Annotated in this window: 18 protein-coding genes; 17 read left to right on the forward strand and 1 reads right to left on the reverse strand. The window is 62.7% G+C overall.

All coding sequences use genetic code 11. From position 1 onward, the window contains the following. Window positions 1-51 precede the first annotated feature (51 nt). The 7 genes from NMG46_RS15280 (at window position 52) to nadE (ending at window position 10,416) form a co-directional block, all read left to right on the forward strand. Window positions 52-780, forward strand: coding sequence for a DsbA family protein (locus NMG46_RS15280; RefSeq protein WP_254818473.1), 729 nt, complete (start codon window positions 52-54; stop codon window positions 778-780). Between the two features lie 117 nt (window positions 781-897). Continuing rightward, window positions 898-4,356 carry a chromosome segregation protein SMC gene (smc, locus tag NMG46_RS15285; RefSeq protein ID WP_254818474.1) on the forward strand — a complete coding sequence of 1,153 codons (3,459 nt, stop codon included), beginning with the start codon at window positions 898-900 and terminating at the stop codon, window positions 4,354-4,356. Between the two features lie 109 nt (window positions 4,357-4,465). Beyond that, window positions 4,466-5,437: an NAD-dependent epimerase/dehydratase family protein gene (locus NMG46_RS15290; RefSeq protein WP_254818475.1), complete on the forward strand. Its 972-nt coding sequence runs from the start codon at window positions 4,466-4,468 to the stop codon at window positions 5,435-5,437. 184 nt (window positions 5,438-5,621) lie between these two features. After that, window positions 5,622-7,559: an asparagine synthase (glutamine-hydrolyzing) gene (gene asnB / locus NMG46_RS15295; protein ID WP_254818476.1), complete on the forward strand. Its 1,938-nt coding sequence runs from the start codon at window positions 5,622-5,624 to the stop codon at window positions 7,557-7,559. Window positions 7,560-7,578: 19 nt separating this feature from the next. Next, window positions 7,579-7,842: an acyl carrier protein gene (locus tag NMG46_RS15300; RefSeq protein ID WP_254818658.1), complete on the forward strand. Its 264-nt coding sequence runs from the start codon at window positions 7,579-7,581 to the stop codon at window positions 7,840-7,842. 22 nt (window positions 7,843-7,864) lie between these two features. Next, window positions 7,865-9,412 carry a class I adenylate-forming enzyme family protein gene (locus tag NMG46_RS15305; RefSeq protein ID WP_254818477.1) on the forward strand — a complete coding sequence of 516 codons (1,548 nt, stop codon included), beginning with the start codon at window positions 7,865-7,867 and terminating at the stop codon, window positions 9,410-9,412. Further along, entirely contained in the window at window positions 9,409-10,416 is a 1,008-nt protein-coding gene (nadE, locus tag NMG46_RS15310) for an NAD(+) synthase (protein ID WP_254818478.1), read from the forward strand. Before NMG46_RS15305 ends, nadE begins: the two co-directional genes overlap by 4 nt. Before the next feature lie 47 nt (window positions 10,417-10,463). On the opposite strand, the gene NMG46_RS15315 is transcribed toward nadE, so the two are convergent. Continuing rightward, a complete protein-coding gene (locus NMG46_RS15315) occupies window positions 10,464-11,579 on the reverse strand; it encodes a hypothetical protein (RefSeq protein ID WP_254818479.1) in 1,116 nt (371 codons plus the stop codon). Window positions 11,580-12,089: 510 nt separating this feature from the next. On the opposite strand from NMG46_RS15315, the gene NMG46_RS15320 reads away from it, so the two are divergent. The 10 genes from NMG46_RS15320 (at window position 12,090) to NMG46_RS15365 (ending at window position 23,197) form a co-directional block, all read left to right on the forward strand. After that, window positions 12,090-13,217, forward strand: coding sequence for a transporter substrate-binding protein (locus NMG46_RS15320; RefSeq protein ID WP_254818480.1), 1,128 nt, complete (start codon window positions 12,090-12,092; stop codon window positions 13,215-13,217). Then, complete coding sequence (locus NMG46_RS15325; RefSeq protein ID WP_254818481.1) at window positions 13,214-13,816, forward strand: transcriptional antiterminator; 603 nt, start codon at window positions 13,214-13,216, stop codon at window positions 13,814-13,816. Before NMG46_RS15320 ends, NMG46_RS15325 begins: the two co-directional genes overlap by 4 nt. Before the next feature lie 19 nt (window positions 13,817-13,835). Beyond that, window positions 13,836-14,702 (forward strand): ABC transporter permease, encoded by an 867-nt coding sequence (locus NMG46_RS15330; RefSeq protein WP_254818659.1) that lies wholly within the window; start codon window positions 13,836-13,838, stop codon window positions 14,700-14,702. Continuing rightward, complete coding sequence (locus tag NMG46_RS15335) at window positions 14,699-15,619, forward strand: ABC transporter permease (RefSeq protein ID WP_254818482.1); 921 nt, start codon at window positions 14,699-14,701, stop codon at window positions 15,617-15,619. Before NMG46_RS15330 ends, NMG46_RS15335 begins: the two co-directional genes overlap by 4 nt. A 32-nt stretch (window positions 15,620-15,651) precedes the next feature. Continuing rightward, entirely contained in the window at window positions 15,652-17,295 is a 1,644-nt protein-coding gene (locus NMG46_RS15340; RefSeq protein ID WP_254818483.1) for an ABC transporter substrate-binding protein, read from the forward strand. Continuing rightward, on the forward strand, window positions 17,285-18,229 hold the full coding sequence (locus NMG46_RS15345; RefSeq protein ID WP_254818484.1) for an acetamidase/formamidase family protein: 945 nt from the start codon (window positions 17,285-17,287) through the stop codon (window positions 18,227-18,229). Before NMG46_RS15340 ends, NMG46_RS15345 begins: the two co-directional genes overlap by 11 nt. Then, the gene (locus NMG46_RS15350) at window positions 18,226-20,022 is read left to right on the forward strand and encodes an ABC transporter ATP-binding protein (protein ID WP_254818485.1); all 1,797 of its coding nucleotides are present in this window, start codon (window positions 18,226-18,228) and stop codon (window positions 20,020-20,022) included. The genes NMG46_RS15345 and NMG46_RS15350 overlap by 4 nt, the downstream gene beginning before the upstream one ends. A gap of 191 nt (window positions 20,023-20,213) precedes the next feature. Beyond that, a complete protein-coding gene (locus NMG46_RS15355; RefSeq protein ID WP_254818486.1) occupies window positions 20,214-21,098 on the forward strand; it encodes a dihydrodipicolinate synthase family protein in 885 nt (294 codons plus the stop codon). A gap of 39 nt (window positions 21,099-21,137) precedes the next feature. After that, a complete protein-coding gene (locus tag NMG46_RS15360) occupies window positions 21,138-21,797 on the forward strand; it encodes a GntR family transcriptional regulator (protein WP_023674176.1) in 660 nt (219 codons plus the stop codon). 62 nt (window positions 21,798-21,859) lie between these two features. Further along, window positions 21,860-23,197, forward strand: a complete 1,338-nt coding sequence (locus tag NMG46_RS15365) for an extracellular solute-binding protein (protein WP_254818487.1) — start codon at window positions 21,860-21,862, stop codon at window positions 23,195-23,197. Window positions 23,198-23,210: the final 13 nt, after the last annotated feature.

Consider the following 23,210-nt stretch of genomic DNA (forward strand, 5'->3'; position numbering starts at 1 on the left):
GCTTTTTGTAGCCTTTGCATTGCAAAATCCAACTATTGCCAGGTGATTCGTATGCTTCGTTCCTTGTCCCGCAGACACCTTTTGACTTCGCTCGCCGCAATACCAGCGGCGGCCCTGCTTGCCGCCTGCAGCGACTCGGGCGAGAAAGCCGAGGCGCAGGATGTGAAACCTGCGGCTCCGGCGGAACCTGCGAAGCCGGCCGCTCCGGCCGCCGCCAAAGCGCCTGAAGCTCAGGGCACGGTGGATATGGCAGCCTTGTTGAAGCCCGGCGCGCTGCCCGACATGCAGCTCGGCAAGGACGATGCAAAGGTCACCATCGTCGAATATGCATCGATGACCTGCCCGCATTGCGCGCATTTCGCCGAGACCACTTTTCCGGAGCTGAAGACGAAATATATCGACACCGGCAAAGCCCGTTACATCCTGCGCGAGTTTCCGTTCGATCCCAGCGCCGAGGCCGGTTTCATGCTGGCGCGCTGCTCCAAGGACAACTATTTCCCGATGGTCGACGTGCTGTTCAGGCAGCAGGCGAACTGGGTCGGTGTGAACAATACCAAGGACGCACTGCTGCAAATCGCCAAGCTTGCCGGTTTTACACAGGAGTCCTTCGAGGCCTGCTTGACGGACCAGAAACTTCTGGACGATGTGAGATCCGTCCAGAAGCGCGGCGCCGACGAATTCAAGGTCGATTCCACACCGACCTTTTTCATCAACGGAAAGACCTACAAAGGGGCGATGTCGATTGCGGAAATGTCGGCCATCATCGACCCTCTGCTCTGACGTTTCGGCAGCGCCGAAGCGGCGTCGCTTCGGCGTGCGCACTTCTTTGTTTTGCCGCGGGTTCTCCTTGCAAAACCCCGGAACAGTGTTGCGAAACTTGGCTATGGGCCGGCGCGAATGAAGTTCTCGCGCCTTCGCCTGCTCGGCTTCAAATCCTTCGTAGAACCCGGCGAGTTCGTCATCGAACGCGGTCTGACCGGCATCGTCGGGCCGAATGGCTGCGGCAAATCGAACCTCGTCGAGGCGCTGCGCTGGGTTATGGGCGAAAGCTCCTACAAGAACATGCGTGCGTCCGGCATGGACGACGTCATCTTTTCCGGTTCCGGAACACGACCGGCCCGCAACACCGCTGAAGTCACGCTTTTTCTCGACAACAGCGACCGTAGCGCGCCCTCGGCCTTCAATGATGCAGACGAGTTGCAGGTTTCGCGCCGCATCGAACGCGAGGCGGGTTCGCTCTACCGCATCAACGGCAAGGAAGCCCGCGCCAAGGATGTGCAGCTGCTGTTCGCCGACCAGTCGACCGGCGCGCGTTCGCCGTCGATGGTCGGGCAGGGCCGCATCGGCGAGCTGATCCAGGCAAAGCCGCAGGCGCGCCGCGCGCTGCTGGAAGAGGCAGCCGGAATTTCCGGACTGCACACACGGCGCCACGAAGCCGAGCTGCGGCTGAAGGCGGCGGAACAGAACCTCGAAAGGCTAGACGACGTCGTCGGCGAACTGGAAAGCCAGATCGAAAGCCTGAAACGCCAGGCCCGCCAAGCCTCGCGCTTCAAGAACCTGTCGGCCGACATCCGCAAGGCCGAAGCGACGCTGCTGCATCTTCGCTGGACGCTGGCCAAGACGCAGGAAGGCGAAGCGCGTTCGGCGCTGGCGATTGCCACCGCGCTGGTCGGCGACCGTGCCGCCGCCCAGATGGCTGCCGCCAGGGAACAAGGCATCAACGCCCACCGGCTGCCGGACCTGCGCGATGCGGAAGCCGCCGCCGCCGCAGCCTTCCAGCGTCTGTCGATCGCCAAGGCGCAGATCGAGGAAGAGGCAGGCCGCATCCGCGCCCGCCAGGCAGAGCTCGACCGCCGACTGCAACAGCTTGATGGCGACCTTGCCCGCGAGCAGCGCATGGTCCGCGACAATGCGGATATTCTCGAACGTCTCGCGGCCGAAGAAGCCGCGCTCAACGCCGAAAACGCCGGCGCCGCCGAGCGCGAGGCCAGCACCCGCGCGGCTTTCGAGCAGGCGGCATCGACGCTTGCCTCGAGCGAGGCCAGGCTCGCCGCGCTGACCGCCGAACGGGCGGAGGCTGCCGCCTCGCGCAACCAGATCGAACGGACGCTGCGCGACACCGCTGAGCGCCGCGACCGCTTTGCCCGCCAGCTTGCCGATGTCGACCGCGAATTGTCGGAGATCGTCTCCAGGGTCGCCGGCCTGCCCGATCCCGCCGAGAAGCGGCTGCTGGTCGAACAGGCGCTGGCACTGCTCGAAGGGGCCGAGGCAGCAGCGATTGCGGCCGAACGGGCGGTCGCCGAGGCGCGTGCGGGCGAAGGTGCTGCCCGCCCACCGGTTCAGGACGCAAAAGCCGAGCTGGCGCGGATCGAAACCGAGGCCCGCACGCTTGCCAAGATCCTCAATGCTGCGAGCGGCGACTTGTTTCCCTCGGTGCTGGAGCAGATCAGCGTCGAGCGCGGCTACGAGACGGCGCTGGGTGCCGCACTTGGCGAAGATCTCGACGTGCCGCTCGACCGCAGCGCGCCGGTGCATTGGGGCCAGAGCGAAATCCAGCCCGGCGACGCCGCGTTGCCCGAAGGTATAAAGAGCCTCGCCAGCGTGGTGCGCGCGCCGGCGCAGCTGGCCCGCCGGCTGGCCCAGATCGGCATTGTCGAAGCCGCCGACGGAAGAAGGCTGCAGACGCTGCTGGCCCCCGGTCAACGGCTGGTCAGCCGCGAAGGCGCGCTGTGGCGCTGGGACGGCTTTACCGCCAGCGCCGATGCGCCGACCGCCGCCGCGCAGCGGCTGGCGCAGAAAAACCGGCTGGCCGAACTCGACGCCGAAGCGATCCATGCCACCCGCATACTGCGCGACGCCGAACAGGCTCTTGCCCGGGCCGAACAGGCGCTTGCCCAGGCGAGCGAAGCCGAACGCTCCGCTCGACAGGCCGGGCGCGACGCCCAGCACGGGCTGGACGCTGCTCGCAATGCGCTGGCCGAGGCCGAAAAGGCCGGCGGCGAACTGTCGAGCCGGCGTGCAGCACTTGACGAGGCGCGCGCCCGCATTGTCGACAGCCATGAGGAAACGGCGACAGCATTCGTCGAGGCGGAAATGCTGCTGCAGGACGCGCCCGATCTCGGCGATCTGCAGTCGCAACTCGACCAGTCGGCCGCCAACGTCGCCCGCGACCGCGCCGCCCTTGCCGATGCGCGCGCCGTTCACGAGGGCCTGAAGCGGGAAGCCGAGGCACGTGCGCGCCGGCTCGACGCCATCGGCGCGGAACGGCGCAACTGGGTGGAGCGCGCCGAAAACGCGTCGACGCAGATCACGGCGCTCGGCGAACGCAAGGCCGAGGCCGAGGCCGAGCGCGAGCGGCTGGCCGACGCCCCCGACGAGATCGACGCCAAGCGGCGCGCCTTGCTGTCGCAGCTCGCCGAGGCCGAAAGCCTGCGCAAGGCTGCCGGCGACCGCTTGCAGGAAGCGGAGAACCGGCAGTCCGAGCTGGACAAGGCTGCGACCGCTGCCATCCAATCGCTCGCCGAAGCGCGCGAAACGCGTGTTCGCGCCGAAGAGCGGCTGACCGCCGCCGACGAGCGTCGGCTGGAAGTCGAAGCGCGCATCCAGGAAACGCTGAACACGCCGCCGCATCTGGTGATCCGCCACACCGGCCTCGAACCCGACAGCCCGATGCCCGAAATGGCCGAGATCGAGCGTCAGCTCGACCGGCTGAAGGTCGAGCGCGAACGGTTGGGCGCCGTCAATTTGCGCGCCGAGGAAGAGCAGAAGGAACTGTCGGACCGGCTGGAGACCATCGTCTCCGAACGCGACGACATCATCGAGGCGATCCGGAAGCTGCGGCAGGCGATCCACAGCCTGAACCGTGAAGGCCGCGAGCGGCTGCTCGCTGCCTTCGAGGTGGTCAACGGCCATTTTCAACGGCTGTTTTCGCATCTGTTCGGCGGCGGCACCGCCGAGCTGCAACTGATCGAGTCCGATGATCCGCTCGAAGCCGGGCTCGAGATCCTGGCGCGACCGCCCGGCAAGAAGCCCCAGACGATGACGCTGCTGTCCGGCGGCGAGCAGGCGTTGACGGCCATGTCGCTGATCTTCGCAGTGTTCCTGACCAACCCGGCGCCGATCTGCGTGCTCGACGAAGTCGACGCGCCGCTCGACGACCACAATGTCGAACGCTTCTGCAATCTGATGGACGAAATGGCCGCAACCACCGAAACGCGCTTCGTCATCATCACACACAACCCGATCACGATGGCGCGCATGGACCGGCTGTTCGGGGTAACCATGGCCGAGCAAGGCGTCAGCCAACTGGTGTCGGTTGACCTGCAGGCGGCTGAGGCCATGCGCGAGGCAAGCTGACGCATCAGCTTAGTGGTGGTCTCCACGTCGGCTTTCGACTATAGCACGACGAAATGGGCTGGATCTGCCGCTCCAGATACCCGTCAGGCCGTGCACGTGGAGAAGCTTGTTGCCTATACTTGTCACCGGAGCCGCGGGGTTCATTGGGAGTCACGTTTGCCACTATCTGCTCGACCGGGGACAAGCGGTCGTCGGCGTCGACAACATGAACGACTATTACGACCTGGCGCTCAAAAAGGGGCGGCTTGCCCGCCTTCTGCCCCGCAAGGATTTTTCGTTCCACCAGCTCGATATTGCCGAACAGGGCGCGCTTGCGGCTGCTCTGGCCGGGCAAGGCATCGTCAGGATCGTGCATCTCGCCGCGCAGGCCGGCGTGCGTCACTCACTCGACAATCCGCGGCTCTATGTCCGCTCCAATGTCATGGGCCACCTCGAAGTGCTCGAATTCTGTCGCGCCGAACCGGCATTCGAGCATCTGGTCTATGCCTCGTCGAGCTCGGTGTATGGCGGCAACCGCAGCGTGCCGTTCAGCGAAGCCGATCAGGTCGACAAGCCCGTTTCGCTCTACGCCGCCACCAAGAAAACCGATGAGTTGATGAGCCACACCTACGCCCATCTGTTCGGCATACCGCAGACCGGCCTGCGGTTTTTCACGGTCTATGGTCCCTGGGGCCGCCCCGACATGGCCTATTGGATGTTCACCCGGGCGATGCTCGAGGGCAAGCCGATCCGGGTTTTCAACAATGGTGAAATGTGGCGCGATTTCACCTACATAGACGATGTGGTCAAGGCGGTCGTCGCCGTGCTCGACAAGCCGCCGTCAGCTGACGTTCCGCCGAACAGGCTTTACAATGTCGGCAACAACCGGCCGGTGCGCCTCGGCGACTTCATCGACATTCTGGAAAGGCTGCTCGAGGTCAAGGCAATCCGCCACAACGAGCCGATGCAGGCGAGCGACGTCGAGAAGACTTACGCCGACATGACCGCGCTGGAGCGGGATTTCGGCTTCAGGCCTAGCGTTTCGATAGAGGACGGGCTGAAGAAGTTTGTCGACTGGTACCGGCCGTACTCGAAGCAGTGATTTGCACCACTCGCCGTGACGCCTTCAAGCGGGACACCTGGAGTGAGCACAAGTCGGTCCGCAAAAGCATCGTTTTGTCCTAACATCCTGTTAACCACATGCTCGCTGAAAGGTATCCGATTAACCTTTGAGGCGCTTATGACCGCTATGTTTCGTGGCTTGCTGTTCAATATGAGCTGTGTGGATGTGTGGATTCGGGGGCTATTTCGGTTCAGTCCGGGATGCGGAAGCTTTGCTTGCGCGCATGACGTCCGCGATCGCCCATCGCGGACCGGATGAACAAGGCAAATTCGTAGCGCCCGAGGCTGGACTTGGGCATGCGCGGCTGTCGGTGATCGGGATTGGTGATGGCCAGCAGCCGATGTCCGACGAAACCGGCAATTTGACGATTGCGTTCAACGGCGAGATTTTCAATTACGTGGAATTGCGCGAAGGGCTGTTGGCCAAAGGCCGACGCTTCCGCACCTCGAGCGACACCGAGGTTCTCCTGCAGCTGTATGACGAGATGGGCGAAGACTGCCTGCCGCTCCTGAACGGTGATTTCGCCTTCGCGATTTGGGACAATCGGCGGCGGCGGATGGTGCTTGCAAGAGACCGCATGGGTGTTAGGCCGCTGTTCTATACCAGCAAGGACGGCGTGCTCTACTTTGCGTCCGAGATAAAAGCCCTGCTGAAGGTACCCGGCATCTCTGCCGAAATCGATCCGATTGCACTCGACCAGATCTTTACGCTGTGGGCGCCGATCGCTCCACGCACGGCTTTCCGCGATATCCACGAGCTGGGGCCGGCAAGCGTAATGATCGCGACCGAGGGGCAAGTGACGGTCAAACCATACTGGCATCTGGACTATCCTCATCGAGATACGCCATCGAAGATCACCGATGAGGACGACGCGGCCGAGGAACTGCGGACCTTGTTGACCGACGCGGTGAGGCTTCGCATGCGCGCCGACGTGCCGGTCGGTTCTTACCTTTCGGGCGGGCTCGATTCATCCCTCGTTTCGGCACTCGCGGCCGGTATGACTCCTCTTAAGCTGCAGACATTTTCCGTAACGTTCGACAGCGCCGAGCATGACGAAAGCGCCTTCCAGACCGAAATGGCGTCAGCACTTGGCACGCGCCATCGAACCATAGCCTGTCGTGCCGGTGATATCGCCGATGTGTTTCCCGAAGTCATCCGCTTTACCGAGCGGCCGATCATCCGCACCGCCCCGGCCCCCCTCTATCAACTGTCCGGCCTCGTTCGCCAGGCCGGTTTGAAAGTGGTGCTGACAGGCGAAGGCGCCGACGAAGTCTTTGCCGGCTATGATGTCTTCAAGGAAGCGCGGGTTCGCCGTTTCTGCGGACGACAGCCGGCGTCGCGCATAAGACCACAGCTGTTCCGGAAGCTTTATCCCTATCTGCCAGGTCTGCAGCAGCAGTCCGTAGAGTACCTGGCCGCGTTCTTCGGCACCGGCAGCGCAGCCCTGGACGATCCGCTGTTCTCGCATCGGCCGCGTTTCAAGACCACATCAGCGGCCAAGATGTTTTTCTCCGGTGACCTGCGTGCGACATTGATGGGCTACAACGCAGTCGAGGAACTGGCCGGCCGGTTGCCTGAGGCGTTTTCCCGGTGGCATCCGCTGCATCAAGCGCAATATCTCGAGACCCGCTTCCTCCTGCCGGGTTACATCCTGTCCAGCCAGGGCGATCGCATGGCCATGGCGCATGGTATCGAAGGGCGTTTCCCCTTCCTTGACCATCGCTTGGTGGAGTTTGCGGCAAGACTTCCGCCGGAGATGAAGCTCAAGGGACTGGTGGAAAAACACATACTGCGCAAAGTTGCCAAGCACCTGCTTCCGACGGCCATCAGCGAGCGCACCAAACAGCCTTACCGGGCGCCGGAAGCCCGCTCCTTCGTTGGACCCGGAGAACTGGACTACGTACGCGACTCGCTGAGCGAGGCGAGCATCGCCGCCGGAGGACTATTCAACGCCAAGGCGGTGGCGAACCTGCACGAGAAATGCCGCTTGCAGCCCGCGTCCGGATTCCGCGACAATGCGGCTTTCGTCGGCATTTTGTCGACGCAGCTGTGGCAGAAGATTTTCACCGGCGAAAAGGTCGGTGCAGCACGAGCGGCCTGAGAAATCGAGGGAATGAAAAATCATGGTAGCAATCAAGGACAAGGTCAAAACCTTTATCGTCGACAACTTCTTGTTCGGCGACACGTCCTACGAGCTTGCGGACTCCGCATCACTGATCGAGAACGGCATCATCGATTCGACGGCCGTGTTGGAGCTCGTGGCATTCATAGAGGATGATTTCGGCATAGCGATGGTCGATGCCGACATCGTACCGGCCAATCTGGATTCGATTGACCGCATCTCAGCCTTCATCAAGGCAAAAGCAGAAGCGCTGGCTGCGTAGGCGCCATTGGCGAGGAGCGTCCGTGCGGATCGAACATTTTCTGACGGCGAAAGCCGCTGCCCATCCAGCCAAAACGGCATTGATCACCGAGCACAAAAGGATGTGCTACGAAGAGCTGGACGATCTCTCGAGCCGCCTGGCCGCCGCCCTTTTCATGAATGGCGTCAGGCGCGACGACCGGGTCCTGATCTTCATGGACAATTGCTGGGAGGCTGCGGTTTCGATTTTCGCGGTTCTTAAGGCAGGCGCGACTTTCAGTCCGATCAACGCATCCACCAAGGCCGAAAAGCTGGCCTACATCATCACCGATTGCGATGCCACCGCGATCCTCACGCAAGCAAGACTGATGCCCGTGGTCGCCGAGGCGTCAAGATACTCCGGCAAGACCGGTATCTTCGTGGCTTCCACCGTTGCTGCCGATAACCAATGCCCGGCAGGAGCCACATCCCTGGCGGATTGCTTGACGTTTCAAGCTGGCGAGATTGACCATCGCGGCATTGACGTCGATCTTGCGATGTTGATCTACACCTCGGGCTCGACCGGCCGGCCCAAGGGTGTGATGATGACGCACCGCAATTGCGACGCGGCGGCCGATTCTATCACCACTTATCTGCGCAACTCGCCCGACGACATCATCTTGAATGTTCTGCCGCTCGCCTTCGACTACGGCCTCTATCAGTTGCTGATGGCCGTCAGGCTCGGCGCCACGCTCGTGCTCGAGAAGTCCTTCGCCTTTCCCCAGGCGGTCTTTGAACGCATCCGCCAGGAACGAGTGACCGGGCTTCCGCTCGTGCCCACGATGGCAGCGATGATCCTGCAGATGCGTGATCTGGCGCCGGGCTTCCTGCCCAGCCTTCGCTATATTTCCAACACGGCGGCTGCCTTGCCGCCCTCTCACATAGAACGCCTTCGGTTCCTTTTCCCCGGTGTCAGGCTCTATTCGATGTATGGCCTGACGGAATGCAAGCGCTGCACCTATCTGCCGCCCGAGGAGCTCGACCGCCGGCCGGGCTCGGTCGGAATAGCCATTCCGAACACCGAAGCCTTTGTCGTCGACGACCACGGGCAACGGGTGCCGCCGGGCGTAGCAGGCGAGCTGATCATTCGCGGGCCGCACGTCATGCAGGGTTATTGGCGAAACGAAGCTGCGACAGCACGAGCCCTGCGCCCGGGTCCGAACCCTTGGGAGAAGGTTCTCTACACCGGCGATCTGTTCAGGGCCGATGAGGAGGGCTTCCTTTATTTCGTCGGCCGCAAGGACGACATCATAAAGTCGCGGGGGGAGAAGGTGGCGCCCAAGGAAGTGGAAGCCGTGCTTCACGCTCATCCGGGCATCGCGGAAGCGGTGGTTGTCGGTGTGCCGGATCCCGTGCTCGGGCATGCGATCGGCGCAGTTATCGTACGGTCCGACCCGGCGCTTAGCGAAAAGGATATCATCCGTCACTGTGCACGCCACCTTGAGGACTTCATGGTCCCCAAGGTCATCGAGTTCCGCCGGGAGCTGCCGAAGACCGATACCGGCAAGGTCAGCCGTCGGCTTGCGGCAGAAACCATGGAGGCCGCGCAATGAATGTTCGCCCGACCGAGGATGCGCGGACCTTTCTGGCGCAGGCTCTGGCAATCGACCTGATCACTGAAACGGACCGTATCGTAACGGCCTTGCGCCAGCAGTTGCGCGGGCTTCGCAAGCGGGGCCTTGTACTCGGTCTTTCGGGCGGGATCGATTCGAGTGTGTCGGTCGCGTTAGCGGCACGAGCCGTCGGGCCCAAGAATGTGCTTTGCCTGTTCATGCCGGAGAGCGATTCCGATCCTGAAAGCCTGCGGCTCGGCCGCCTCGTCGCCGAAACTTTCGGTGTCGAGGCTGTGACGGAGGATATCGGGCCGATCCTGCGCGCAATGGGCTGCTACAAGCGTCGCGACGCCTTCATCCGCGAAGTGGTCCCGGAATACGGCGAAGGCTGGGCCTCGAAGATCGTCATCGCGAACGCGCTCGAGGGCGGGGGTTACAACATCTCATCCCTGGTGGTGCAGGATCCGGACGGCAAGCAGACGAAACTGAGAATGCCGCTGCCTGTCTATCTCGGCGTCGTCGCCGCTACCAATATGAAACAACGCACCCGCAAGCAGATTGAATACTATCATGCCGATCGCTTGAACTTCGCCGTTCTTGGAACGCCGAACCGGCTGGAATACGATCAGGGTTTCTTCGTGAAGAACGGTGACGGCGCCGCGGACGTCAAGCCGATCGCCCATCTCTATAAAACGCAGGTCTATGCGCTTGCGGCCCATCTCGGTGTTCCGGAGGAAATCCTTAACCGGCCTCCGACCACCGATACCTACTCGCTGGCGCAGACCCAGGAGGAGTTTTACTTTTCGCTTCCTTATGACCGTATGGATCTTTGCCTTTACGGTCTTAACAACGGCGTGGCGGCTGAGGTAGTTGGGGAGGCGGCGGGGTTGGCCGCCACACAAGTGGAAAGTGTCTGGGCCGATATCATCGCCAAACGCAGGGCGACGCGTTATCTGCACCAGCGTCCGCAACTCGTTGATGTCGTCGAGGAAATCGGCACCTGACAAACAGGTAGAGCGGTGTGCACGGTTCGATTTGCATGCATCCCGCTCTAGCTGAAACGGCTCCCGATAAGCCGGCTCCACTGCTCGCCCGCAAGCCCGTTCAGGAAGGCTTGCGAGTTCTTCATGGCGTCAAGAAGCTCTGGATCACGTGAATGCACCACCGTTGAAGCAACGGTCAGGAAAGCGATCCGTCGTCCAAGCATCGCCTCTAGAAGTGCAGGTTGAACACGTCCACGCAGGCCGCTGACGCCGCGCGCGGCGGCATGATCGATCAGGCAGTCTATCACGGAGCCCGCCTGGCCGGGCAGGGCGAGGATCTGCAGCACGCGGCCAATTTCATACTTCCGTGCGTAATAGGCGAAAGCGCCGACATCGGTGCCGACCGGCGACGTCACGCAAACGTAGACAAGCTCGCCCAGATCCGGCTTTTGTGCGGCATCGGTCAGGATGTGCTCGAGTTGGTCTTCCGTCCATTCCGGGCGTAGCGCGAAACGCGCGATAAACGGCTCGATTAGCTTGGCAAATGTGTGGCTATCGATTTCGGACATGCGAAATCCCCCGTGACCTGCCCCGTCCGCCGCCACACCCGACCAGCGTCGTTCGCTGGACGTCATCCTCCTGCAATAGAATCGGTCGACGGCACGCGCCAACGGATTGAGCACTCGGGCAAGCTCCATGCGATTGGCGGAAAGGCTGAGCATGAAGGTCGCTGGCCGCATCACACGCACCCAGTCGAGGCTGTATTGCGGCAGGACCACGCCGCGCAGCCGGGTCCACAATTTCACGGAGATATCGTTGGCCGTCTCGCTGAAGGAGATGTCCTGCGGACCATCCAGGTAAGCTTTCAGCAAGCGGGCGCCGGCCAGCGGGTCGTGCTCATGGTCCTCGACCATGAGCGAGCTACAGATGGCGGCGCGTACTTGACGGCCGTTGAACGTCATCGGCAACACATGAACACCGACAAACCCGGAGACACGACCGGCGTCGTTGACGTGGACAAGCGACCGGAGGCTATCTCCGCAACCGGGCGCATCCAGATAAAACCGTTTCATGTATTCCACGAGAGAGGCCGGCGCTTCGGTCCTTTCCTTCAACAGCACGCGTTGAAACATGTTCGCGACTGCTGGGAGATCGGCGCCTTGCAAGGCGCGAATGACGCTCAAGCCCGGCTCCCGCCACCAAAGTTCCGCCCACCGAGCTTCCGGGCCAAGGCGACACGAGGCACGAGAACATCGGGCGCGCGTTCCAATTCGACGCCCATGAAGCCGTGGAACCTCGGCCAGTTGCGATCGCCCGGGTGACCGAACGGAGTGCTGAATTGCTGCGGCAAGGTGAACCCTTTGCTTGATCGACGAAAAACCGGCGTCATTGCTGCTAGCAGATTCAGGTAAACCGATATTAAAGTCGTTGCTTTGAATGGTAGCGAACCTGGTTGTCCGGGCCTCATACCTGGGCATCAGCAATTTTGGTTCCTGGCGGACGACCGGCGTGAGTTGCGTGCTCCACGTCGAACCGTTTCGGCTAGCCAAAGTTTCGTGCGGCGGCTCTTGACTGCGGGCGCGGGCGGAATACGGTGAGGACAAATACCGGCTCTGGCCGCCGGGCGGCAAGAATGCCTCGTATGCCTCGCCTTGCGGCGGTGGCTGCGGGGCATTGTCATTTTGAGGCTTTGCTTGAAACGGCATATCGAGATCGGCATTCTCTATTCGCGGTCCGGCAACTACCGGCTGGTGTCCGAATCCTGCCGCGCGGGCGCGATGAACGCCATCGCCGACGTCAATGCCGATCCCGCTGTCCCCTTCGAATTCGTCCCGGTCGAGCGCGACCCGCAGGGCAACATCGACCGGTATGCAAGCGGCTGCGCGGACATTCTCGCCAACAGTGGCGCGCGTCACATCATTGGCTGCGTCACCTCGTGGAGCCGCAAGGAGGTCATTCCAATCCTGGAAAGGGCAGGCGGCACGCTGTGGTACGCCTGCCCGTACGAAGGTTTCGAAGCCAACGAGCACGTCGTCTACACGCACGCCTGCCCCAATCAGCATCTCGTACCGCTGCTTGCCTATGTCGTGCCTCGTTTCGGCGCCGACGGCTTCCTGCTCGGTTCCAACTACATCTGGGGTTGGGAGACCAACCGTGTGGCGCGCGACCTGATTGCGGACGCCGGCGGCAAGGTGCTGGGCGAACGCTACCTGCCGCTAGGGGAGGTCGATGTTGCGCGGCTGATCGCGGAGGTACAGGCGACGAAACCTGATTTCATTCTGAATAATCTCATCGGCCCTTCGTCCTATGCCTTTATCGCCGCCTATGCCGAGCTTGGCCGGCGCGACCCGCATTTCAGGCCGGAGCGTTGCCCGATCCTGTCCTGCAATCTCACGGAATGCGAATTGCCGGCGCTCAACGGGGCAGGCGATGGCCATCTTTCGGTTGGGCCCTATTTTCACGACATCTCGGGCGCGGATCGCGGAGCGGCTTCAGTGTCTTCCGTTATGCCTGCCTCATCCTTCGAGGCGGCGGCTTATGCCTCGGTGCGTACGCTCGCAGAGATACTCACCCGCAACCCCGGTGCACAATGGATGGACCTTCCCAAGGTCTTTGCCGGAACATCATTTCGAACGCCGCTGGGCGACATCGCCATCGACCCGCAAACCCAGCATGCTACGTTGCCGGTGCAGATCGGACGTATCGATGGAACATCGTTCAAAACGGTCACGCTGACGAAGGGCGTGGCACCCGATCCCTACCTTTCCCGCTATGACCGGACGGAGACGTTCGGGCGGCCACGCCTGCGGGTGGTGTCGTGAGCAAGATGGCGCGTATCCCGAACCTTGGAGGCGCCAGGGCTTTTGTCCTGCATCGTCCACATCCGACCGTGCAGGCGATCACAAGACAATTGTCGGCCATCGGCCTTGAGGCGATTGGCTTCTGGCCGGAACTGCCGGCCGAAGCGCTGGCGGCGGACTTCGTCTTCTTCGACGTCGACCTCGGCTTTGACGAGCAATTTCCGTGGAAGCCGGGCGAGGCCCCGATGCCGCTGATAGCGCTGATCGGGTCCGAGGCGCCGGGGCGTGTCGAATGGGCACTGTCGCACAAGGCCGATGCCCAATTGCTGAAACCGGTCGGCAATGCCGGCGTCTATAGCGCGCTTTTGATCGCAAGGCAGAGTTTCGAGGCGCGCAAGCTTCTGGCCGGCGAGATCGCCTCGCTTCGTCAGCGGGTCGCGGAGCGCCAGACCATCGTACGCGCGGTGGAGGCCTTGTCGAAGGGCGCCGAGGACGGCCGTGCCTATGCGCAGCTCCGCTCGCTGGCGATGAGCTGGCAAATCAGCGTCGAGGAAGCCGCGCGCAGGATCGTGGCGATGACACAAGGTGAAGGCGACGATGACCAATCCGATCGCGCCTGAGCTTTCAGCCGCCGGGCGTATGCCAGCCAAGCCTCGCGCCGGCGTCTGGCGACGTCTGCTAAAACGGCCTCTCGCTTTGCTCGGCCTCGGGATTATTGCCCTTGTCTTGGCCGGCGCCATTCTTGCACCGTGGCTGACAGGCTACGATCCGAACGAGCAGATGTTCGACGGGCTCACGCTTGAAGGCGCGCCACTGCCGCCGGGAGCCCAGTTCTGGCTAGGCACCGACCTGCTTGGCCGCGACCTGCTGACCCGTCTCCTATTCGGCGCGCGCACGTCGCTGATCATCGGCATCGTCGCCAATGGCGTGGCGCTTCTGATCGGTACGCTGGTCGGCATCACCGCCGGCTATTTCCGCGGCTGGATCGGCAGCGCGCTTATGCGCTTCACCGATTTGATGATGGCTTTCCCGGCGCTGCTGCTCGCCATCTGCCTGGCGGCGGTGCTCCAGCCGAGCCTGTGGATCGTCGCCATGGTGATCGCGTTGGTGAACTGGGTGCAGACCGCCCGCGTCATCTACACCGAGACAAGTTCGCTCTCCGAGCGCGAGTTCATCGATGCCGAGCGCACCATCGGCGCAAGCGCTCCACGTATCCTGTTTCGCCATATCCTGCCCCACCTGTTGCCGACGATCATCGTCTGGGGCACGCTCGGCATCTCGACGACGGTGCTTCTGGAAGCGACGCTCAGCTATCTCGGCATCGGCGTGCAACCGCCGACTGCTTCCTGGGGCAACATCATCTTCGAAAATCAAACCTATTTTCAGGCAGCGCCCTGGCTGGTTTTCTTTCCGGGTGCGGCGATCCTGGCGCTGGCGCTAGCCTTTAACCTGGTCGGCGATGCGCTACGCGACATCCTCGATCCGACGCAAAGGGGGCGGGCATGATCGCCTATCTCGGCCGCCGCGTTGTCCAGTCGGTTCTCATCTTGCTCGGCGTCTCCCTGATCACCTTTGCGCTGCTCTATCTGCTGCCCGCCGATCCTGTTCGCCAGATCGCCGGCCGCAGCGCAACGCCCGAGACGGTCGAGAGCATCCGCCGGCAGCTCGGTCTCGACCAGCCCTTTGTCGTCCAGTACTGGCAGTACCTGACCAGCCTTCTCAGCGGCGATCTGGGCCGCTCCTACATTCAGCGCTCGGAGGTCACGGAGCTTATCGTCTCGCGGCTGCCGGCAAGCCTGCTGCTGATGGTCGGCGCCATTGCTTGCGAAGTGGTGATCGGGCTGACGATGGGCCTCATCGCCGCCGTAAAGCGTGGCACCGCCACCGACCAGTCGCTGATGGTCGCCTCCTTCGTCGGCGTCTCGGCGCCGCAGTTCGTCGTCGGCCTGCTGCTGCTTTATGTATTCGCGGTACGGCTCGGCTGGTTCCCGATCGGCGGTTACGGCACCTGGCGTCATCTGGTGCTGCCGTCGCTGACCATGGGAATTCTTGGCGCCGGCTGGTACGCCCGCATGATGCGCTCGTCGATGATCGACGTGCTGCGCCAGGATTACGTGCGTACCGCGCGTGCCAAGGGTCTTGCACGCAGCGCCATTATCTTCCGGCACGCGCTGCCCAACGCCATCCTGCCGGTCATCGCCATGATCGGCATCGATATCGGCATCTTCATGGGCGGCATCGTGGTTGTCGAAAGCGTGTTCGGCTGGCCAGGCATCGGCCAGCTAGCCTGGCAGGCCATTCAGCGCATCGACATTCCGATCATCATGGGGGTCACCCTGGTTTCGGCCTTTGCCATCGTGCTCGGCAATCTCCTGGCCGACACTGTCGCACCGTTCATCGACCCACGCATCAAGCTCAGATGAAAACCAAGAACACCAGAGAAAGGGAACATGACATGAGAAGATATCTGATATCCACCGTGGCGGCATCGGCGCTTGCGCTGGCGCTTGGCATGACGAGCGTACGCGCCGAAGACATTGTCGATCCGAATGCCAAGCAGGGCGGCGCGATCACCATCACCTACAAGGACGACGTCGCCACGCTCGATCCGGCCATCGGCTATGACTGGCAGAACTGGTCGATGATCAAGAGCCTGTTCGACGGGCTGATGGACTACGAGCCGGGCACCACCAACCTGCGGCCCGACCTTGCCGAGAGCTACGAGATTGCGCCTGATGGCAAGACCTTCACCTTCAAGCTGCGCCATGGAGTGAAATTCCACAACGGCCGCGAGATGACCGCCGACGACGTGAAATATTCGCTCGACCGGGTCACCAATCCAAAGACACAGAGCCCGGGTGCCGGCTTCTTCGGCTCGATCAAAGGCTATGACGATGTCGCTGCGGGCAAGGCGGAAAGCCTGGCCGGCATAACCGTCGTCGATCCCTACACGATCAAGTTCGAGCTGACCCGGCCCGACGCCACCTTCCTGCATGTCATGGCGATCAACTTCTCGCACGTCGTGCCGAAGGAAGAGGTCGAAAAATACGGCGCGGATTTCGGCAAGCATCCGGTCGGAACCGGCGCCTTCAAGCTCGCCGAATGGACGCTCGGCCAGCGCGTGGTCTTCGAGCGCAACCCGGATTACTGGCATAAGGGTCTGCCGCATCTCGACAAGATCACCTTTGAGATCGGCCAGGAGCCGATCGTGGCGCTGCTGCGGCTGCAGAAAGGCGAGATCGACGTTCCCGGCGACGGCATTCCCCCGGCGAAATTCCAGGAGGTGATGGCCGATCCCGAGCAGAAGGCCCGTGTCGTCGAGGGCGGCCAGTTGCACACCGGCTATATCACCATGAATACCACCATGGCGCCCTTCGACAATGTGAAGGTACGGCAGGCGGTCAACATGGCGATCAACAAGGACCGCATCGTCCAACTGATCAACAACCGTGCGGTGCCGGCCAATCAGCCGTTGCCGCCGTCGATGCCTGGCTACGACAAGGAATTCAAGGGCTATCCCTATGACGTGAGCAAGGCCAAGGCTTTGCTTGCCGAGGCCGGGCATCCCGACGGATTTGACACGCAGCTGTTTGCCATGAACACCGATCCCAACCCGCGCATCGCGCAGGCCATTCAGCAGGATCTGGCGGCGGTCGGCATCAAGGCCAGTATCCAGTCGCTCGCGCAGGCCAACGTGATCGCTGCCGGCGGCGACAAGGCCGGTGCGCCGATGATCTGGTCCGGCGGCATGGCCTGGATCGCCGACTTCCCCGATCCGTCGAACTTCTACGGACCGATCCTCGGCTGCGCTGGTGCCGTCCCGGGCGGCTGGAACTGGTCGTGGTATTGCAACAAGGAGCTCGACGCCAAAGCGGCCGAAGCCGACTCAATCGTCGACCCGGCCAAGGCTGGCGAGCGCGCCAAGATGTGGAGCGAGATCTACGGCAAGATCATGGAAGACGCGCCCTGGGCACCGGTGTTCAACGAGCAGCGTTTCACCATGAAATCAGCCCGCATGGGTGGCGCCGACAACCTCTATGTCGACCCGGTCCACATCCCGATCAACTACGACAATGTGTATGTGACCGATGTGCAATAACTGCGACTACACCATCCACGGGCGCCACCATCATTTCGGCTGGGACAATTCCTTTGTCCCGGCCGAACGAGTGGCGCCAGGGTCGACGATCGAGTTCCAGTGCCTGGACTCGTCCGGCGGGCAGCTGACGATGGAGAGCACCGTCGACGACGTTGCTGTGCTCGATTTTGCCAAGGTGAACCCGGTCACTGGGCCGATCTATGTCGACGGGGCGGAGCCGGGCGATGCCCTGAAAATCACCATCGAGGCGTTCAAGCCGTCCGGCTTCGGGTGGACGGCAAATATCCCGGGATTCGGTCTGTTGGCGGATGACTTCACTCAACCGGCACTGAATATCTGGAAGTACGACGCCGCCTCGCTCGAGCCGGCGCTGTTCGGCAGGAGCGGCCGGGTGCCGCTCAAGCCCTTCGCCGGCACCATCGGCAATGCCCCGGCTGAGCCGGGTCTGCATTCGGTGGTCCCGCCGCGGCGCGTGGGCGGCAATCTGGACATACGCGATCTCGCTGCCGGCACGGTGCTCTACCTGCCCGTAGAGGTCGCGGGAGCGTTGTTCTCGGTCGGCGACACGCACGCCGCGCAAGGCGACGGCGAGGTCTGCGGCACGGCAATCGAGAGCCCCATGAATGCCGTGCTGACGCTCGATCTGGTCAAGGATGCCCGGCTGCGGACGCCGCGTTTCACAACGCCCGGTCCGGTGTCGCGGCATCTCGACGCCAAGGGCTATGAGGTGACAACCGGTATCGGGCCGGATCTGATGGACGGCGCCAGGAGCGCCGTCTCCCAGATGATCGACCTGCTCTCCGGCCGCTACGGCATGGATCCGATAGACGCCTATATGCTCGTCTCGGTTTGCGGTGACCTGCGCATCAGCGAGATCGTCGACATGCCCAACTGGGTGGCTTCGTTCTACTTCCCCCGCTGCGTCTTTGAATGAACGTGGAGGACATCAAACGATCCGGGCAGGCCGCCTCGGAGAGTGGCTCCATTAGGCCGGTACTCAGCGTCTCAGGTCTGAGCGTCGCCGTGCGTGGCGAGGAGGGCGAGCGCGACGTCGTTTCCGACCTGACATTCGGCCTGATGCGCGGCGAAACGCTTTGCATTGCCGGCGAGTCCGGTTCCGGCAAGTCGATGACGGCGCTGGCCATCATGGGCTTGCTGCCGCAGCCGGCGGCACGCATCAGATCAGGCTCCATACGGCTCGGCGATCAGGATCTCGCGGCCCTCAGCGAGAGCGAAATGCGCCGCATCCGCGGCAACCGTATTGCAATGATCTTTCAGGAACCGATGACATCGCTCAATCCGGTTCTGTCCATCGGCCGTCAGCTCACGGAGGCGATCGAGGCACACCCCTCGCTGCCGCGCTCCGACTCGCGGCTGAGGGCGCTCGAGGCGCTGAAGGCAGTCCGAATTCCGGATGCCGAACGGCGGCTCGAGCACTATCCGCACGAACTCTCAGGCGGCATGCGTCAGCGCGTGATGATTGCCATGGCTCTGGCCCTGAACCCGGATGTGCTGATCGCCGATGAGCCGACGACCGCCCTCGACGTCACTGTTCAGGGCGAGGTGCTGGAGCTGCTGCGCGACCTGCAGCGCGAGCACGGCACCAGTGTTATCCTGATCACGCACGACATGGGCGTCGTCGCCGAGATGGCGGACCGCGTCATTGTCATGCGCGACGGCCGGATGGTCGAGCAGGGCAGGGCGGCTGACATCTTCAATCGCCCGCAGGCCGACTATACGCGCGAGCTTCTGGCCGCCGTGCCGCGTATCGGCGGCGGACGGATGGCCGAAGACCGACAAGATGCCGCCAACATGCCGGCCGAGCTTGTACATGTCGGCGATCTTCACGTCCGCTTCGACCTGCGTGGCGGCTTCTTCGGCCGCGTCGACCGCAGGGTGCACGCGGTCGAAGGCGTCAGTTTCTCGATCGCGCCGCACGAAACCCTGTCGCTGGTCGGCGAATCGGGCTGCGGCAAGTCGACGACGGCCAAGGCGATCGCCGGGCTGGTGCCCTACATCGGCAGCATTTCAATCGGCGGCCAGGACTTGTCGGCACTCAGCCGAAAGGAGCGCAAGGCTGTCCGCCGCAATGTGCAGATGATCTTTCAGGATCCCTTCGCGTCCCTCGACCCGCGCATGCGAGTAGGCGATCTCGTCGCCGAGCCTCTGCTGATCCACGGCCTTGGCGACAGAGAGCAACGGCGTGCCCAGATCGCCGCCCTGTTCGAATGCGTGGGCCTCTCCGCTGACCAGATGGAGCGCTATCCCCACGAATTCTCCGGCGGGCAGCGCCAGCGAATCTGTATTGCAAGGGCGCTGGCGCTGCGACCAAAGCTGATCATTGCCGACGAGAGCGTCTCTGCTCTCGACGTGTCGGTGCAAGCGCGCGTGTTAAGATTGCTGAAGGAACTGCAGCGCGAATTTGGCGTCGCCTATCTCTTCATCTCGCACGACATGGCGGTGGTAGAAAACATCTCCGATCGTGTGGCGGTAATGTATCTGGGGCAGATCGTCGAGATGGGCACCCGCGACCAGATCTTCTCCAACCCGTGCCATCCTTACACAAAGCGGCTGATCGAAGCCGTTCCGGTTCCCGATCCAGGCCGCCGGCGCGCCCGGTTCGCCCGCTTGGACAGCGAAATTCCAAGCGCTGTGCGGCGCATCGGTGACGAGCCCCGGAAGCTCAAGCTTGAAGATGTTGGCGACGGCCACCTCGTCGCCACTTGAGCGAGCTTAGGCTACCTCGTCCAGCCAATCCGCAGAGGCTCGGGACAGCAGCCTATGTGATGCTCAGACGCGGGAAATGATCGGCGATGGCGCTGCCGCGGCAGCGCCAGTCGGCGATGCCGATCGCCAGTTTACATCTGACATGTTAGTATGCTAACGCTACGTGCACATTGATTTCAACGGAGTTCGTATTGGCTTCCCGCTTTGGTCTTTCGGTTGCCCTAACCACACCCTTCGACCCGTCGGGGCAGATAGCGCTCGCGCCGATGATCGCCCATGCCCGAGCCTGCCTTGGCGCCGGCTGCAGCAGTGTGACGCTGTTCGGCACCACCGGCGAAGGAGCCTCGGTCGGCACCGACGAGCGGCGGATCGTGATCGAGGCCATGCTGGCGGCCGGTATTCCGGCACATCAGCTCGTTACCGGCGTGCTGGTCGATGCAGCCGAAGATGCCGCCGATCAGGCCCGGCACGCTTTGCAGCGCGGCGTTCGCAACATTCTGCTGGCTCCGCCGAGCTACTTCAAGAATGTTGGCGAGGACGGGCTGTTCGGATGGTTTTCCGCCGTCTTCGCCGCACTCGGTCCGCTGGCGCGCGACGTGCTCCTCTATAACATCCCCTCAGTCACCATGGTGCCACTCCCGCTTGGGCTGATCGGCCGGCTGCGCACCGCTTTTCCCGCCGCGGTGGCCGGGGTGAAGGATTCCGGCGGGGACTGGAGTTACAGTGAGGCGCTGCTTGAAGCGCACGGCGATCTGGTGATCCTCATCGGCGACGAACGGCATCTGGCGAGAAGCGTGCGCCGCGGCGGACAGGGTGCGATTTCCGGCATGGCTAATTTTGTTACCGGCGAAATCCGCGCAATGGTCGAAGAGGGCCGCGACGACTCACGCGTCGAGGACTTCGTGCTCGAATTGCTCAAATACCCGGTCACGCCGGCGGTGAAGGTCATGGTCGCGCGCAAGATCGGCGACGAGCGCTGGCTGGCGGTTCGCCCGCCCCTGGAGGCGATCGGCCCGCAAGGACAGCGGCAGCTTGCTGCTGCATACGACAGGCTGTTTGCGACAGAGGCGGCCTGACCGACAAGGCCGGGCTGACCGACAAGGAAGCGAGCTGAAGTGGAAGACGGCAGCGAACCGATCACTCTCCGGGAGAAAGCCTATGCCAGCTTCACGCGGCATTTGCTGGCCCGTGATCTGCGGCCGGGGCAGTTCGTGTCACAGCGCGAACTGGTCGCTTTCACCGGACTGCCGCTGGGCGCCATTCGCGAGATCGTCCCGCGTCTCGAGGCTGAGGGACTGCTGACCACCATCCCGCAGCGCGGCATGCAGATCGCGCATATCGACATCAATTTGATCCGCGAGGCGTTTCAGTTTCGGTTGTTCATGGAACGCGAGGCAGTGGCGCTATTCACGACCAGCGCTTCTGATGCCGAACTTGCCCGCATGCGGCGCGAACATGAGGAGATGCTGGCTCAAGCTCTGGGACAGGCGCCGACGCCGGAAATGGAGGCCAAGGCCCAGAACATCGACTGGGCAATGCACGACACCTTCATCAATGCGCTCGGCAACGAGATTATCGCCAAGGCCTACTTGGTCAACTCGGTGAAAATCCGGCTGATCCACCAGGAGCGTTTCCGCATCGACGGACGTGTGGTGCCGGTGATGCGCGAACATTTGGCGGTCATCGAAGCCATGGAGAGCCGCAATCCGCAAAAGGCGGTTGAAGCGATCAGTCTGCATATCGACAATGCGCGCCGGCTGGCGCTCCAGATCTGAGGAAATATAGCCGCGCCGCGGGTTCGCGGCGCATCCACAACGACAGCAACCGGGAGGAAGAAATGTCGTCCAATCTGTTCAACCCAACCAGGAGGCAACTCCTTGCCGGAACCGCAGCGCTAACCGCTGCCGGCCTTGTGGGGCTTCGCCCCGGCTTTGCCGCAGGCGTCGACTGGAAACGCTTTGCCGGGACGACGCTTGACGTCAATCTGGTGAAAAGCCCGCGCAGCGACACCATCCTGAAATATCTTGCCGAGTTCGAGGAACTGACCGGCATCAAGGTCAATGCCGAGGCAACGCCCGAGCAGCAGCAGCGCCAGAAGACGGTGATCGAGTTGAGCTCGGGCAAGCCGAGCTTCGATGTCGTGCATCTGAGCTACCACGTGCAGAAGCGCCAGTTCGAGAAGGGCGGCTGGCTGGCCGACATCGCCGGCTATCTCGCCGACCCGTCGCTCACCGATCCGGCGCTGGTCGAAAGCGACTTCGCCGAAGCCGGCATGCTGTTTGCCAAGGACGGCCAGGGTGTGCTGCGCTCGCTACCTTTCTCGGTGGACTACTGGATACTCTACTGGAACAAGGAGCTGTTCGAGGCCAAGGGCCTCAAATACCCCGAGACCTTCGAGCAACTGGTGGCCGCCGCCGAAGCGCTAACCGACCCCTCGACCAATACATACGGCTTCGTCGCCCGCGGGCTCAAGAACGCAAACACGCCGGTGTGGACGTCGCTGATGCTCGGCTACGACATGACGCCGCTCGATGACAAGGGCAAGCTGCGCACCGAGGCTCCCGAGGCGGTCGAGGCTGCCGCGCTCTATCAAAGATTGATGACCAAGTCCGCCCCTCCGGGCGTCACGGGGTTCAATTGGGCCGAAGCACAGTCTGCCTTCCTGCAGGGCAAGATCGGCATGTGGTTCGACGGTGTGGGTTTTGCCCCGCCGATGGAAAACCCGGAAAAGTCGCGGGTAGTCGGTAAGGTCGGTTATGGCGTCATGCCCAAGGGTCCCAAGGCGCATGCTTCGGGCACCTTCGGCGACGGGATTGGCGTTACCGCTGCCAGCGAGAAGAAGGAGGCTGCCTATCTGTTCTGCCAGTGGGCGGTATCGCCAGCCATGGGCGCGCGGCTGTTGCAGGCCGGCGCCGGCGTTCCGTTCCGCAAATCCGTGCTGGAGGATCCCAAGGTGCGCGAAGGCGTAACCATGCCGGCAAGCTGGCTCGATGCCGTGGTCGGCTCGGGCAATATCAGCCGGCTGGCGCTGCCGGTCATCATCCCCGTCACCGAATTCCGCGACATCTATGGCGTGGCGCTGACCAACATGATTGCCGGCGCCGATCCCGCCGCGGAGCTGAAGAAGGCCACCGAGCAGTTCCAGCCGGTTCTCGAGAGGAGCGAGCAGGGCTGATGTCGGCCACCAC

It is taken from the genome of Mesorhizobium sp. LMG 17147 (genome assembly GCF_024297145.1).
Taxonomy (GTDB): Bacteria; Pseudomonadota; Alphaproteobacteria; order Rhizobiales; family Rhizobiaceae; genus Mesorhizobium.